Source organism: Collinsella sp. OM08-14AT (assembly GCF_003438115.1).
Taxonomy (GTDB): Bacteria; Actinomycetota; Coriobacteriia; order Coriobacteriales; family Coriobacteriaceae; genus Collinsella.
In genome coordinates, this window is the sequence record NZ_QSTE01000025.1 from 3,033 (window position 1) to 17,658 (window position 14,626).

Annotated in this window: 15 protein-coding genes; all 15 read left to right on the top strand. The window is 67.6% G+C overall.

The window, feature by feature from the left end:
- The coding region (locus DXC18_RS09975; RefSeq protein ID WP_117717039.1) for a hypothetical protein at positions 1-1,017 on the top strand (1,017 nt) is incomplete at its 5' end.
- Positions 1,018-1,108: 91 nt separating this feature from the next.
- A complete protein-coding gene (locus tag DXC18_RS09980; protein ID WP_117717040.1) occupies positions 1,109-1,858 on the top strand; it encodes a hypothetical protein in 750 nt (249 codons plus the stop codon).
- A gap of 31 nt (positions 1,859-1,889) precedes the next feature.
- Positions 1,890-2,948: a hypothetical protein gene (locus DXC18_RS09985; RefSeq protein ID WP_117717041.1), complete on the top strand. Its 1,059-nt coding sequence runs from the start codon at positions 1,890-1,892 to the stop codon at positions 2,946-2,948.
- A gap of 64 nt (positions 2,949-3,012) precedes the next feature.
- Positions 3,013-4,062, top strand: a complete 1,050-nt coding sequence (locus DXC18_RS09990; RefSeq protein ID WP_117717042.1) for a hypothetical protein — start codon at positions 3,013-3,015, stop codon at positions 4,060-4,062.
- A 236-nt stretch (positions 4,063-4,298) separates the two neighbouring features.
- On the top strand, positions 4,299-4,607 hold the full coding sequence (locus DXC18_RS09995; RefSeq protein WP_199412256.1) for a helix-turn-helix transcriptional regulator: 309 nt from the start codon (positions 4,299-4,301) through the stop codon (positions 4,605-4,607).
- An 8-nt stretch (positions 4,608-4,615) separates the two neighbouring features.
- Positions 4,616-5,011 carry a hypothetical protein gene (locus DXC18_RS10000; protein WP_117717044.1) on the top strand — a complete coding sequence of 132 codons (396 nt, stop codon included), beginning with the start codon at positions 4,616-4,618 and terminating at the stop codon, positions 5,009-5,011.
- A gap of 261 nt (positions 5,012-5,272) precedes the next feature.
- Positions 5,273-7,966, top strand: a complete 2,694-nt coding sequence (locus tag DXC18_RS10005; RefSeq protein WP_199412257.1) for a hypothetical protein — start codon at positions 5,273-5,275, stop codon at positions 7,964-7,966.
- A 368-nt stretch (positions 7,967-8,334) separates the two neighbouring features.
- Complete coding sequence (locus DXC18_RS10010) at positions 8,335-9,843, top strand: hypothetical protein (protein WP_117717046.1); 1,509 nt, start codon at positions 8,335-8,337, stop codon at positions 9,841-9,843.
- Positions 9,836-11,335: a hypothetical protein gene (locus DXC18_RS10015; RefSeq protein WP_147330270.1), complete on the top strand. Its 1,500-nt coding sequence runs from the start codon at positions 9,836-9,838 to the stop codon at positions 11,333-11,335. The genes DXC18_RS10010 and DXC18_RS10015 overlap by 8 nt, the downstream gene beginning before the upstream one ends.
- Before the next feature lie 274 nt (positions 11,336-11,609).
- Positions 11,610-11,852 (top strand): hypothetical protein, encoded by a 243-nt coding sequence (locus DXC18_RS10020; RefSeq protein ID WP_114526731.1) that lies wholly within the window; start codon positions 11,610-11,612, stop codon positions 11,850-11,852.
- 115 nt (positions 11,853-11,967) lie between these two features.
- The gene (locus DXC18_RS10490; RefSeq protein ID WP_158552082.1) at positions 11,968-12,744 is read left to right on the top strand and encodes a hypothetical protein; all 777 of its coding nucleotides are present in this window, start codon (positions 11,968-11,970) and stop codon (positions 12,742-12,744) included.
- Positions 12,741-13,208 (top strand): TadE/TadG family type IV pilus assembly protein, encoded by a 468-nt coding sequence (locus DXC18_RS10030; protein ID WP_158552084.1) that lies wholly within the window; start codon positions 12,741-12,743, stop codon positions 13,206-13,208. Before DXC18_RS10490 ends, DXC18_RS10030 begins: the two co-directional genes overlap by 4 nt.
- 1 nt (position 13,209) lies before the next feature.
- Positions 13,210-13,701 (top strand): TadE/TadG family type IV pilus assembly protein, encoded by a 492-nt coding sequence (locus tag DXC18_RS10035; RefSeq protein WP_117717049.1) that lies wholly within the window; start codon positions 13,210-13,212, stop codon positions 13,699-13,701.
- A complete protein-coding gene (locus DXC18_RS10040) occupies positions 13,701-14,333 on the top strand; it encodes a pilus assembly protein TadG-related protein (protein WP_114614594.1) in 633 nt (210 codons plus the stop codon). The genes DXC18_RS10035 and DXC18_RS10040 overlap by 1 nt, the downstream gene beginning before the upstream one ends.
- A 42-nt stretch (positions 14,334-14,375) precedes the next feature.
- A partial coding sequence (locus DXC18_RS10045; RefSeq protein ID WP_199412258.1) for a hypothetical protein occupies positions 14,376-14,626 on the top strand: 251 nt, incomplete at its 3' end.

Sequence of the window (14,626 nt, forward strand, 5' to 3'; positions counted from 1 at the left end):
ATGATGTTCAGGGATATCAACCAGTCCTCCACGATGGCGCGCTCGGCCTACCCCGACGGCAACGGCGAGCTCGCCGACTTCAACCTTTTCGCGACCAAGTACGACGCCGGGAAGCCCTCCATCGCCACCGACGGCCTGCCCTCCGAGCTCTCCTACCGGGTAAGGTCCGCCATCCGCCGCGCGGTGGACGAGCTCGGCGTCGACGTGCCGGAGGCCGCCGTCGTGCTGAAGTACCCGATCCACTTCTACTACTCGGACGCGAGCGCGGAGCTCACCGGCGTCCTGGCACTGCCCGGCGCCGTGGCGATCCTCGCGCTCGACGGGTTCATCCCCAAAGAACAGCTCGCCGCCCCTGTCGTCGGCGACATTTCCAGGCTGCGCGAGGTGGCCGACGAGCTGCGCCGCCGCGGCGGGCTCGAGCCGCTTCCCGTTCGGGAAACCATCTATACGCACACCGTGCCCGAGGGTACATTCGTAGCAAATCAACGTCCCGCCGCCCACCGTGCGACGGGCAGGAAGAAAGGTACCGCCATGGACCAGGAAAAGTACGACAACGAGGTCAGCATCAAGTTCCCCGCGAAGTGGTGCCATGTTACCGACGCGCAGGGCGAGGACATCGTGATCACGAACAGCACGAAGACCGAGACCTGGCCTGCCGTCCTCTGCACCATCCCGACGGGTACGGACATGAACGGCATCGACATCTCCGGCTACAAGTTCAAGACCTTCCGCAAACCCTGGACCGAGTCCGATCTCGCCAACGGCAAGGGCACCACCGTCACCGTCAAGAAGGACATGCCCGTCCATCTGGTCAAGTATGACGAGAACGACCAGCTCAAGACCCTCGATGTCGACCCGTTCGAGCTGACCAAGGCCGTCAAGGCCGCACGCGAGGCCTACAAGGCCAAGATGAACGCCGAGGCGCCCAACCCGCAGTCCCAGGCCGCCGCGGCCGTCGCCGCGGCCCACGGTACCGCCGAGCAGGGCGCCGAGGCCACGCAGGCCGCCAAGCTCTAGCGCGCGCCCGCAACCTCCGCGACCCGCACCCGAAGGGCGCCCGCGCACTGTCCCGCGGGCGCCCTTTCCATGTTTTCGGATGTGATGACACATGAAAAGCTATATCGAACCGAGGAGCGCCGCCGAGGTCCTGGACGTGCTCGACCTCTACGGGGTCGATACGCCCGGCGCCTTCCCATCGACCGAGCATGAGGGTTGCGTCGAGGTCGAGATGGCCGGCCATACGGTCCTCCTCGAGACGCCGGATAGCGTCAAGATGCTGTTCGGCGACGACGCCGCGGCGGCACTCCGCCATCACGCGAGCTTCCGCAAGGACGCGGCCGAGATCATGGGGGCTGCTCTCGACCTCGGCGATTTCCTCTACAACGTCTACAGCGGCGAGGCGTTCATCCCGGACACGGCGCCCGACGGCGAGTTCTTCGGGTTCCATGTCGCCCATATCCCCCTGACGGCCATCATCGAGGAGGACGCCGACCCGCTCTCGCCGGACGTCTGCGACTACGGCCTCGACTTCATCGGCGAGACCAACGAGGGCGTCGCGGTCGGGGATTTCGATCCTTCCGGCGAGGTCGATGATGGAAAGTTCCTCACGGCGGCCGACTGGGCGCTGTGCGATATCGAGTGCGGCGTCCTCGCGACGTTCGGAGCCGGATGCAGCCCCGCGCTCGCGGGATGGACGCTCGGCGACCCCGAGAGCATCGCCGAGACGTGCGCCATGCTCGGGGTCGACATTGCCACGGTCCAGGCGCCCGACGATCCCGCGAGCGTCGCCGCGGCGGCCAAGGCGGCCGCGAAGGGAACCGGCACGACCGACGAGGCCCACACGGCCATCAAGCACTGACCCTACCGACCCGCCGACGGAGGCGAAACCGATGAATTTCCCGAACGAGGTATCCTGTTCCATCCTCATCGACCCGCGCGACCTGGGCAACGTGATCGGCGGCAAGAACTCCATCGACCCCAGGGACCTCACCGTCTTGCCGGACGGGTTCCATCCCCTCGGCTACGGATTCGTCGCGGACGTCATGATGGAGTTCGCATCGGCCAGGCGCGCGGCGCGCGAGGACGGCATCGACTGGCCCGGCTGGGCCGAGCGCCTGGACGACGGGCTCTCGGGACTCGTCAAGGCCCTGAGGGACCGCAGCGGGTGGAGTCCCGGGCACCCCCTCGACGCGAACGCCTTCCATGCCGGTGAGGGACCCCGCGACGAAAGGCTCGTCTGCCGCGACCTCGACGGGTTCGCGGACGCAGGCGAGCTCGCCGAGGAGAACGCCAGGCTCTACGGCGCGCCGTCGGTAGCCGACCTCGCCGAGACCGTATGGGGCTGCACCAGCCTGGAGCCCGTGAAGGTCAGGCACTTCGGCGTATACGGCTTCCGAGGGCTCGAGTTCTCGTTCAGGGACGGTGCCGAGACGCGCATGCGCGCGTGGCAGTTCGACGCCTGCCCGAAGGTCGCCGCGGCGCTGGCCGCCGCGCTCACCTACCGGTGCGAGAAGGGCTTCTACATGGAGGCCGGGTGCGCCGGCGAGAACGGCGGCGTCTGGGGCCTGAGCTTCGACAGGAAGGAGCGCGGGGCGTATGCGGTCGCCAGGTTCCACCCGGAACGCGCGGCCTACGACCCACGTCGCCGGGAACACGTATCCAGATGCCCGATCCTGCTCGAACAGGACGGGAGCGGGAACATCGCCTTCAGGCACCCCGGCACGGTGCCGGACAGGCTGATCGACAACTTCATCCCGGCGATGAAGCGCTGCGACGTCTCCGGCGGCGGTCCGACCCCCGGGATCGAAGACGCCCCGGAAGGCGCCACGGTGCGCGCGACCAGGCCCGGGGACATCAACATCAGCTTCCCGGCGCTCGCCGAGCGTGCCCAGGCCGCGGCGCTGGCCACGGCCCGCGGGGCGACCACCGCGGCCGGTAACCGGCTGTGACCGGCCGCCTTCCGGCCCGCCAGCGGGCCAACACGACTACCGACCACGATCCATTGGAGCCATCATGAGCACCTATAAAGAGCAGGATGCAGAGAACCTGCTGGCGCACCTGCGCGAGGGCATCGACCCCGATTCCGTCTCGGCGCTGCTCGACGACACCCGCGTCGACTGCGAGGGCACCGGGGAAGGCGAATCGGTCTGGATGCACCTGGTCTTTCCCGGGGCGCGCTACGGCAAGGACGACAGGGTCATATACGACCCGTACGAGACGTTTTCGGGACGGTCCCTGAAATCCTCGGGCGGCCTGCCCATGGTCGAGTTCTACCTGCATCGCGGCGACGACCGCCCCGATGCGACGCGCAACATCAAGGATATGGAGCCCCTGCCGTATCTCATCGGCCGCTACTACATGAAGACGCTTCTGGCCGACCACCGGGGATTCGGCATCCTGCTCCAGGACACGCCGCACCTGGGCCTTCCGGCCGATACCGTGCTCGACGTCCAAGATGCGCTCGCCGAGACCGCGAGGGCCTGCGCCGCCGGATGCGACTTCGAGATCGATACGGCCGACGCCGATATCGCCCGATGCCTCGCGGGGGGCGGATTCCGCGATGGGCGAGCCAAGGTCGCCGCGGTCTACGTGCCCGTGGGCGACCTGCCGCGCGAGACGACCGTCTTCGCCGACATGGACCGCGCCCTGGCCTCCATCGGCCTCGACCGCCCCGAGACCGAGACCCTGGCCGAATACGGGGACGTCACCGTGAAGCTGCTGCGCGCAGGCGACGAGGAGGGAGCGTCGCTCAAACCGAACCGGACCATCCCGCGCGACGGGGGATCCTCTATCATCCGCGGCAGCTTCCTGGTCGTCGCCGTAGATCGGAACGGCAAGCTGACCGACCTGCCCCGTTGGGCGGTCGAAAGCGCGAAGGCGCGCTTCGCCGACCCCTCCACCGGCCCCTTCATGGCCTCGGCCGAACTCATGCGGGAGACGCGCAGGGCGCTCGGGGAGCAGGTCGAGCGCACAGGACGGACGCCGTCCGACATCGCCTCGCTGGCATCGCAGCTCGCCGCGAAACCTGGAGAGGGCGGCGGACCGGGCGGAAACCATATCTGAGAAAAAAATCGGACCAGACGCGGCGGCTATGTATAGATTCGCGTTTGCACGGGTATCAATTTTGAAATCAGGCCGCAGCCAGCTATCCAAACGTCACCCAAACGCATCGCCGCGGCCTGGTGCGCGGGAGGCAGAGACGTCGGAGGTCCGAATCGTGCATCCGGGTTTCGCCCATCCCGCCGCCATTTTCGTCGAAGGAGGCGCCTGCCGCCGGCATATGCTTAAACGGGCGCCATATGGGAGAAAAACAGGACATCGGCAGGGGGAACAGCATGCACCGGGGCTCCGATAGCGAACGACACGACAGGACCGAGTCGCAGCGGCAGCGCGACCGCGACTACGCCAAGGAGCTGTGCGCATCGCGCCTTGCCTTCACGCTGTCGAGGACCGGCACGTCGAAAGAGGACTACTGCCGCGCCGTCGGCATCTCGAGCTCGACGCTCTCGCGCATCCTCAACAGGCAGACGCTCATGTCGACCTCGACGCTGATCGAGACCGCGAGGTATTTCGAGGACACGAGCGTGTCCTGGTTCCTGGGACTGTAGGAGGACAATTGAACCCCATCGATTTGGTCAAGCACTCAAATATCGAACCGCATGAGCTGAGGCGCATCGCGCTGGCCGCCATCCTGACCGCGCTGCCGCCCGCCATCTTCCAGCTGCAGAGCGCCGCGTCGGTCATCCTATCCTGCCCGACAGACTACTACTCGCCAGCATCTGCAGCGTGGTTTCTGACCAGGGGCTGCTTGGGCGCCGTCTGGGTCCCGATTATCCTGCTCATCGCCGCCGGCATCGCCTGCAAGGTACGGAGCCGCGCCCTCGACCTCGGCATCGCCGCGGCCCTTCTCGCCCTCGCGGTCCGCAGCGCCATCCGCCTGGACCCGTATTCCATCGGCTACCTCGCCGTCGCATTCGCCTGTTTCGCCGTCTCCGGCCTCAAGGAGGAGTAGATCGCTTTGAACACCTCGCCAGAAACCAATATGGTCCCAGTACAGGACGGGGACAGCGAGAAGACGGGGCTGCTCGAGCTTCCGATCTCCCGTCGAGGAGCCTTCGCTGCGCTCGCCTGCGCGGCTGGACTGGCACTGCTCGGACCCGCCCGGAAGGCGGAAGCGCTCGCGGGCATGAACTTCAACCTCGGCCAGGGCTGGTTCGGGGCCGCCGATGACTCGCTGCTCGTCCATTCGGACCCTCGTCAGGGCGAGGGGGACATGTTCTTCGGCTTCGCGAACAGCTACCATGAATGGCTCTGCGCCGCCCCCGCCAACACCAGCTACTATATAAATCATTACGGGCAATGGCTGAGGTACGCCTTCGCCTGCGTCTTCGAGTGCAATTACGCCAACGAGCTCTACACCCTCGTAGTCGTCAGGCCGTTCGCATGGTGCTCCAGCAAGGACCTGCAGAATGGCAAAGGCCTTTGGGTCGATACCATCTCCGAGGGCGGCGACAACAAGGGGTACGTCTACCTCGACGGCGCCGAGTTCGCCGATTCCCGTTTCGCCGGCGACTTCAGGAACCAGATCGACAACAAGTACTACGACTGGATCTCCTACGGCTTCTACGACTTCAACGACTTCCGGGGGAGCACGTACTGGGGATCGACCCGCCCGTCCTTCTGGGTCAAGAGGCAGAAGGGCGAGGCGCGCCACAGCGTGTCCAGCAAGCTGCAGGTCTACAACGTGGACTACCACCGCTTCGGGACGCACGAGAACATGATCAAGGAAAACGACGCCCCGAACTACTGGTTCCTGAGCCAGACCACCCCTTCCCGCCATTTCAGGATCGAGAAGATCTACATCCGCAACGACGTCACGCTCTACGGCGGCATCTTCTACATCAGGCCCGTCTCCGCGCCGGACATCCAGCTCGACTTGTTGCAGGGCACATATAGCGACGGTAAACCCCAAGCCATGTACGATAACGGACGCGGCGTGTGCCTCTACGAGAACTATCACGGCGTCAACCAGACCTGGATGCTCAAGCCCTATACCAACGACGGCGTCGACACCTTCACGTTCGCCCTAGCCAACATGGTCGGCCCGAACCTGACGCACATGCTGAACAACAGCGGCCATGCGGCGCCGGTGGTCGACCACGGAGTCGTCCAGAACAGCCATGCCGACATCTGGGACATCAACAACGCCGACGGCCGGAGCAAGGCATGGTGGATCCACCACGAGCCCGACGCCTCGAACGAGACCGACCATTCCTGCTACTTCATCACCTCGGACGCCGACGGGCTGCGCCTCGACACCAACGGGGTCACATCGGACTCCACCGCGAACGTGACCGTCCAGTCCGCCGCCTGCCCCGGGCGCTGGGCCATCCAGAAAAACGCCCAGTGGAACCTCGTCGAGGCCCGCATCGAGGGCAAGGTATCAGTCCACTGCCCCGGCGGGATACTCAAGATCGGCGACAAGGCGAAGATCTGCGGATGGCATAACGCAGACCCGGACGACCCGGATGTCGGAATCAGGCCCTCCGGCTGGGCCCTGGGATGCAAGAACGAATCGGACCTGCCGGTCAGGCCGATCTTCAGGCTCTACATGTCCGACATCGATGACGACCTCCCCGAGGACAACGCCTCCATCTTCGCCCAGTGCGGCGTGGCCACATGGGGGTGGCAGCAGGAATCGCTCGCGCACCGACATATCGGCTACCCCCATGGAGGCCACTCTATCTACGGCCTCGGCCTCAGGCTCGAGGGTTCCGCGTTCCCCGGATCGATCCACTACGCCGCGCAGCGCTACAGCGGGGGCGAGTGGGTCGAGGGCTCCGACGGCGTGCACATCCTCGACACTGAGTCGGATATCCTCGGCAAGGTGAAGGTCTGGCTCACCGGCGAGATAGCGGACCACTACGACCTCGAGATCAGGACCAAGCTTCTCAACGGGAGCGGCGAGTGGTCCGACCCGGTCTATGTCAACTGTTCCGCCTCGGCGCCGCTCGACGCCAACACCGCACCCGCAGCCGGCATCGAGCCGGACGGCGGCGACGGCAACAAGATCTGCGGCATGAACATCCACCTCGTGCGCAAGCCGCAGGGCGGTCGCGTCGTCAGAGAGTTCTCCGACAGCGAAAACCTGGCTGCCGACGCCTCCTGGGGGCCGGGGTTTCTCTACGCCGCCGCGATGCTCGGCATCCGCACCGTCAGCAAGACCGACCGCTACGTATGGACCGACCGCTATCTGGGCACGCTCGTCTCCCGCGGCGTGCGAGTCGTCACGACGTGCGTCGAGTACTATGCCGACGGCATCGAGCAGAAGGACATGGTGTATCGCGACCTCGACGTCGAAGGCGGCGATATCTACAACCCCGTCGACATCGCGACGCAGAAGGCCCTGAAGGACACCTGCAACCTCAACGAGCAATACGGGCAGAACCCCTCGACGGGGTTCTCGGGCTGGTTCCTCGATCCCGAGCTCACCCAGCCCGCCGCGAATGTCACCATCGTCAAGGACCAGACGCTCAAACTCTACGGCCGCAACCGCTGCACCGTGCGCGTCGAGTACGCCGAGGGGTCACTCAAGCCCGAGGACGCCGGCATCTACCGCACCGCGCCGCTCATGTACAAACCCGATGCGCGCTCCTCCTTCGAGCTCCCCGATTTCTCCCTGTCCACGGAGAAGCACAGGCTCGACGGCCTGGCGCTCGCGGCCATCGGCGACGACGGGCAGGGGCACAAGGCGCTCTATTGGGGCGAGAGCGTCACGCCGGTGAAACCCGGCGAGGTGTTCGCCATGATCGCCGACGAGACATGGCGCAGATACGTCCCGGAATGCTGGCTGACCTCGGCTAGCGGCACCGAGAAGGTTTCCTCGGTCACCGCCAAGCGCGACGTCACGCTCTACATCAAGTGGACCGAGGCGAAGGCCGAGGGCGTCGCGAGCAGCAAGGGCTGAGCGCGGACCGTGCCGTACGGACCGGACCCGTACACGATGGGAACACATTTCCGCCAATGACGTGATTAGCGTATATCGCCAAGGGGTATAGTCAAGGCAACGCCGTCACTCCTTCCGATAAACCATGTCACGGCGACCCGGCCGACCCACCATCCGATCCAGTCGGCCCCATATGCAATGGCGGACTCCCCAATATGCCGCCATTCCCCCATCGGCGGCCGGCCCTCACCGGCCGCCATCCTTTTGCCGATATCGCGACCGCGGCAATCTGCCTTTTCGGTGCCCCGTTCCCACTTTTGGGAGCGGGGTTCTTCTTTTCGCCGCGGCGGCGTATGCTCCCGGTCGAATATCTACCCCTTGGAGCCATCTTGAATGCAACCCTTCAGGCCGGCCGCACGCGGCTCGCCATATCCGTCCTATGCGCCCTCCTCATCGCGGGCCCGATTCTCGCCCGCGCCCTGACGGGAACGGGAACGCTCGACTCCGACGTCTGGTTCCTCCTCGCGACCGGCCGCGAGATCGCCCGCAACGGCATATCCCGCATCAACCCGTTCTCCATCTGGCCCGGCCAGGGCATGGTCGCGCAGCAGTGGCTCCATGACGTCTGGCTCTGGGCATGGTACACGCGCGGCGGCTATACCGCAGTGGCCGTGTCCGTCTGCGTGCCCGCCGGGCTCCTCTTCTGGCAGCTGTCCCGCCTCATGCTCGACGCCGCCGACGGGAAGCTCTCGCCAGCGGCCCTGGCCTTCTGTCTTGCGGTGCCGTCGGCGTGCATCTGCATGTACATATCGGTCCGACCGACGATCTGGACCGCGCTGCTGTGCGCCATCACGGCGAGGATCATGCTCAGATACCTCGGGTCAAGATCGCGCCGGGCCCTGCTGTGGCTCCCCGCCGTCGCCGTGGCCGGCGTCAACCTCCAGGCGGCCCAGTGGCCGCTTCTCGCCGCGTGCGCCGCGGCGTTCGCCCTGCCCTGCCCGCATGAGCTCGCCAATCCCGCAACACGCCGCGCGTGGTCCGCGCGGGCGATGCCCATCTGCGCCGCCGTGGCGGCCATGTGCGCGGCCTCGCTGCTCAACCCATACGGCGCCGACGGGTCCCTCTACGTCCTGAAATCGCTCGGCGAGGCCTCCTATGGCGGCGCCATCGTCGAGATGCAGCCCCTATGGGTCCCGCTCGGCCCCCTTTTCGCCGTTCCCGTCGCGGCGATGGCGCTGGGGCCGATCGCGCTGTGCCGTCGAAGCGGGGCGAAAGTCCCGGCCGGCGCCGTGGCGATGCTTCTCGCCGGTATCGCCGCGGGAGTCCTGCACTCGCGCTGCATGTGGATCGCCGGCCTGTCCTGCGGCCTGTGCTGCGCGTTCGGGCTCGCAGGTGCGCTCGGGGAGCCCATGGCGCACCCGGGGCGCGCGGCCGCCGCGGCAGGTGCCGCCATGGCCCTGCTCGCCGCGGTCTCGGGGCTCGCGGTATCGCTGGCACCGCGATCGGGCGGCGAGGCGGGCTTGCTGTCCGTGACCGAATCGGAGATGTCCCCCATCTTCTCGGCGATATACGACGCCGGACCCGACGCGCTGGTGTTCTCCAGCGACGTCTCGGTGTACAACCAGCTCGAGTGGGAAGGCTTCAAGGTACCCTGCGACATGCGTCCCGAGATCTGGGGCGAGCGCATCGCCGGCGCCGGGTCGAGGTCCGCCTACCGCGGGATCGTCGACGTCCTCCAGGGGTCGACCTCGCTGAAAGAGAGCACCGAGGACTGGGGATGGGAGCTGTTCCTCGTCAGGGACGATGAGGCCGATACCCTGCGATCCGGCGGGCACTTCGATGAGCTCGCGCACGGCGGCGGATACACCCTCTTCAGGCCGACGGAAGGCTGTGAATAGCGTGGAGCGCGCGGAAGATATGCGCCGCAGACGCATCCTGCTGTGGGCGTCGCTCGCGGCCACGCTCGCCGCATGCGCGGCGTCGCTCGCGGCCACGCTCGCCGCATGCGCGGCGGCGCTCGCAGCGGTCTCGCTCACGGGATGGTCGCTTTTCCAACCCGACACCCGCTACATGGTCGCCATCGGCCGGTGGATCATCGAGACCGGCGAGCTCCCGACTTCAGACCCCCTTACCCTCCACGAGGGCCTTGCCTATATCTGCCAGCAGTGGCCCCTGTGCATCGCCGCCGCGGCCATCTTCGACGCGTTCGGCGAGGCCGGGATCAAGTGCGCGGCCGCCGTGCTCGACATGGCCGCGGCGGCGGCCCTCTGGGCCTGCACTCTCGACCGCGGCAGGACCGGCGCCGTCCACATGGCGGCATCGGCCGCATGCGGTGCCGCCATAGCCGTGCTGTGCAACTCAACGCCGCGCGGAATCGACGTCACGGCGCTTTGCGTCTGCTATGCGGCGGGCAGGAAATGGGCACGCGGCGGGCGGGACTCCCTGCTGGCCGCCTTTCCCGCCGCGGGATTCGCCATGGCCCAGCTCCACGGGGCGCTGTGGACCGTCGCCCTCATGGTCCCATGCTGCCTCATACTTGACGGCAGGCTCGACAGGCACGGCAGGCTCAAGGCGCTCACGGCGGCCATGTCGACCTTGGCCGCATGCATGTTCAACCCCTACGGCGCGAGGCTGCTCATGGTGCCGTTCGCCACCATGGGCGCGGAATCGCTGAGATCCGTGGGCATCGGAGAGCTCGCACCGTGGACCGAGGCCGCGCCCGCCCAGGCGGCCGCCGCGTGCACCCTCGCGGCGGCGCTGCTCCTGTACCGCCTCCGGGTGCGCCGCCGCGGCGGGGGCCGGGCACTTCTCGAGGCCGGTGACCTGCTCGTGCTCGGCACGCTCATGCTCGCCCTCGCCAACGTGAGAAACGAGCTCTTCCTGATGACCTCCATGGCGCTCGCCCTGTCCGATATCCAGGGAGAGGTGGCGGGCCCGTGCGTCCGCAGCCCCATCGCGCCGGCGGCATGCTGCACGGCGGCGCTCCTGGCCTCGCTCGGGCTCCTCGCCGCGACCGTGCCGAGGCAGACGCCCATCGAGGCATCGGCCGCAAGGGCCATGGCCGCGCTCGAGTCATCCGGCGCCGAGCCGGGCGATGCCGTGATCTGCGATATCGACGTCGGCAGCGAGCTGGAGCTCGCGGGATACCGACCGCTGCTCGACACGCGGGCGGAGCTCTTCTGCCCCGAGCTCAACGGCGGCGCGGACGCCTGGGGGACAGCACGGCACGTGCTGGCGGGCGACGAGGACGCCATCGAGGGAACCGGCGCCGATTTCGCGGCCGTCCCCTCGGTGGCCTACCCCGCGCTCGAGGACTCGCTTTCCGGGCTCGGGTTCTCCCTGGTGCATGACGACGGGACCTTCGCGGTCTTCGCCCGCAAGCCCTCATAGGGGCCGCATGCCGTCGACAGCCGCATAGCGCCCCGGCCCCGTACGGGAGCCGCACCGGGCCCGCCGCCTCATAGGGACGACGGGCCCTTCGCTCCATAATTCCTCCATAGGTAAGAATGTGGTCTGAGCTGGGGATATACCGGGTCTTTCCCATTTTTGGGCAGGGTGCTGACCCGCATCTTTCCCGGGGGCATAGTTTATGCCGTACCGCCACAGACGTGGCACAGGCTGCGCGGGTGCGCCCGCGCATACATCAAAGAGAGGAGGAGGTCCAATGCACGATATCCTCGCCAAGCCGGCGGCCATCGCCACCTGCGGCCTTTTCAACATGAAGCGCCGCGCCAAGGAGGCCCTGCCCGCACAGGGCTCCATCGAGTGGGTCGTCATCGTCGTCTGCATCGCCGTCGCGCTGATCGCCGCGCTGGTTTATCTGTCCAACCAGATGAACATCAAGATCAACACGGTCTCCAAGACGCTGGCCGGTACCAACGTCAATGGAGCCAATACGCCCAGCTAGCGCATCTCGGAGCCATCCGTCCGGGGGCAGACACCCCCGCCCCCGGGCATCCCGAACCTTCCCGCGCGCCGACAGGGCGCGCTTTCCAGATAACCACAGCACCGGAGGGAGCCGTATGCTCGGAACACTCACGCTCGCAGCCGGGTCGGCCGTCGCCGGCTGGCTTTTGCAGCATGCCTACCAGCACATGCGCTATTCCTTCTACGAGCGCGAGGACGCGGCCATGCTCGCACCGGGCGCGGACCCTGAACAGCGCCGCAGCTGGCTGGCCGCCATCGCGCCGCAGATCAGCATCCAGGCCGTCGCCCCCTCCACGATCGACGCGCTCGCCGCATCGGGAGATATCGACGCGGGCCTGCTGCCCGCCCGCGCGGCCGGGGCCTACGCCCGCCGCTACAATCCGACGCTCGCCGGCGAGGCCTACTGGATTCCCGCATACCTCGCCGCCGGCCTCGCCGGCGCCGCCATGTCTCCCGCGGCCGCCGTCGCTGCGGTGTCGTCGCTTGCCATCGCGGCGAGCGACATCCGCTTCCGCATCGTGCCGATCCCCCACCTCGCAGTCCTCGCCGCTTCCTGCGTCCTGGCGTTCTGCCCGACGTCGGCGGGCGCCGCGATCACGGCGGCCGGCATGGCCCTCACCTGGGCCGTCGGCGCCGCCGTGCGGCGCATCGGCGGAGAATGGGGCGACGGCGACTCCCTCATGCTCGGATGCGTGCTCGGGGCCACCGCCGGAACGCCGACCGTGCTAACGCTCGTGCCGGCGCTCGGCGCCGCGGCCCTGCTCTTCATCGCCTGCTCGCGCCGTATCGGTGTCGAGACCAGCGCCATGCCGCTCGCCCCGGTCATCTCGCTCGCCCTGATCGCCTCGCTGGCTACGGGGGCGCTCTCATGACCGCCGCGAGGGCGCGCGGACGCCACGGACAGGGAACCTTGGAGTTCATCCTGGTCCTGCCCCTTCTCATCATCATGCTCGTCGCCGTCGCGGACTACGCGCACCTCGCGCGCGAGACGGCGAACGTGCAAACCGCGAGCTCGGAGGGGGCGCGCTACGCCGCGGCCAACCCCACCGCATCCGACGACACCGTCGCCGCCTACGTCCGCGAGGCATGCGCCCTCGGCGATACCGCGAGCGTCACCGTCACCTCGGCCGATGCGCCGTCAAAGCCCGTCACGCTCAAGAGTGGCGACAAGTCGGTCTCCGCGCGCTACTCGCGCGAGAAGGTCACCGTCAAGGTCGTCAAGGACGTCCCGTGCATCTTCCCGCTCAAGTCGCTCGGCGTCTCAGGCGCCACCGATGCCGGCTGGCGGGTCCACTCCGAGATGTCGTCCATCAGGTCAGAGATCGGGAGGTCCTGACATGCCCACACGCTCTGCACGCCGCGCACAATGCCGCCTTGCGGGACAGGGGTCGGTCGAGTTCATCCTGGTCATGCCCGTCCTGCTGGCATTTCTCTTCGCGATCGGCTCCTTCGCGATGCTCTCCTATCAGAACACCGTCATCCAGCACTCGCTGGCGACGCTGGCCGACTCGCTTCCCGCCGGATGGCAGGAGCGGGACCGCGACGAGCTCGTCCGCGACCTCGTCTGCTCCGGCACCGACCTCGAGAGGGATAGGCTCACCGTCACCAACGCCAAGGTGAAGGCCACCACCTCCGGCGTCGTCAACGACGGCGACTCGATCGCCAACGAGCTCGGGGCATCGACCCTCAGGACCGAGACGCGCCGCGTCACCGTCGAGGCCGACGTCGCCTACGAGTACAACGACCCCCTCTCGCTCGGCCGCAAGACGGTCCTCACGCGACACGTGTCGCACAGCTACACGACCTACACCGATTGGGAGGTGCTGTGATGGCATCCAGAAAACCCCGCCGCGCCTCGGGCCTTTCCGGCCAGGTCGCAGCCGTATTCATCGTCGCCCTCGCCTGCCTGCTCGTCGCCGTCGGCCTCGGCGTCGACGCAAGCACCGCCTATTCGGCCAAGACCGGCCAGGAGGCCGTGCTCGAGGCCGTCCGCCAGTCCTCGCTGGGGATGGCGAACGCCGTCAAGTACTCCGAGAACCCCGGCCGCGAGGCGCGCGACGAGGTCGTCGAGCTGCTTTCCGACAACGGCTACTCCGGCGCCGCCGAGATCTGGTACGCAGAGCTGCCCGAATCGGAATCCGGCGCCAGCGACCGCTATGCGGGCGTCTACGTGATGCTCGCCAACGACACCCCGACCACCTTCCTCCAGCTCGCGGGCCGCGACAAGCTGACCGCCAAGTCGACCGCGATCTGGACCATCCACCCCTACTCGACCGGAACCGTCTACCGCCCGGCGAACGCCGGCATCGGCAGCCTCGAGGCGACGTTCGAGGGCGGAACCGTGACAGGGCGCAAGGAAACGGCATCCAGGCTCGAGGACGCCCCGGACGACCTCGTCAAGGCGATCCGCGACGAATCGAAGGCAAAGGCCGGATCCGGGCACGTGGATAGCGGAAACTGAGGCGGCCGGCGGCCGTCCGCTCAAGAAAGGAAACCTAAGGACATGAACGATAACCGAGACGAGATCCAGCGGCTCCGCGCCATGAGGGCCGAGGCCGTCAGCCGCAACGACTTCGCGCGCGCCGACGCGATCGGCGCGGACCTTGCGCGACTCGAGGGCGCCCAGCCCGCAGGCGGCGCGGTCGACCCCATCACCGGTCTCCCCGTCGGCGGCGCACCGGCGCCGCGCGCGGCTGCGCCGGTGCCCCAGCGCCCGGCCTATGAGGAGCAGCACGCGCCGGCGCCGGTGCCCCA

Coding starts and splice junctions, on each gene's coding strand:
- DXC18_RS10035 (WP_117717049.1), top strand. CDS start 13,210: ATGCCCACACGCTCTGCACGCCGCGCACAATGCCGCCTTGCGGGACAG.
- DXC18_RS10020 (WP_114526731.1), top strand. CDS start 11,610: ATGCACGATATCCTCGCCAAGCCGGCGGCCATCGCCACCTGCGGCCTT.
- DXC18_RS10040 (WP_114614594.1), top strand. CDS start 13,701: ATGGCATCCAGAAAACCCCGCCGCGCCTCGGGCCTTTCCGGCCAGGTC.
- DXC18_RS10490 (WP_158552082.1), top strand. CDS start 11,968: ATGCTCGGAACACTCACGCTCGCAGCCGGGTCGGCCGTCGCCGGCTGG.
- DXC18_RS09995 (WP_199412256.1), top strand. CDS start 4,299: ATGGGAGAAAAACAGGACATCGGCAGGGGGAACAGCATGCACCGGGGC.
- DXC18_RS09985 (WP_117717041.1), top strand. CDS start 1,890: ATGAATTTCCCGAACGAGGTATCCTGTTCCATCCTCATCGACCCGCGC.
- DXC18_RS09980 (WP_117717040.1), top strand. CDS start 1,109: ATGAAAAGCTATATCGAACCGAGGAGCGCCGCCGAGGTCCTGGACGTG.
- DXC18_RS10005 (WP_199412257.1), top strand. CDS start 5,273: ATGTTCTTCGGCTTCGCGAACAGCTACCATGAATGGCTCTGCGCCGCC.
- DXC18_RS09990 (WP_117717042.1), top strand. CDS start 3,013: ATGAGCACCTATAAAGAGCAGGATGCAGAGAACCTGCTGGCGCACCTG.
- DXC18_RS10030 (WP_158552084.1), top strand. CDS start 12,741: ATGACCGCCGCGAGGGCGCGCGGACGCCACGGACAGGGAACCTTGGAG.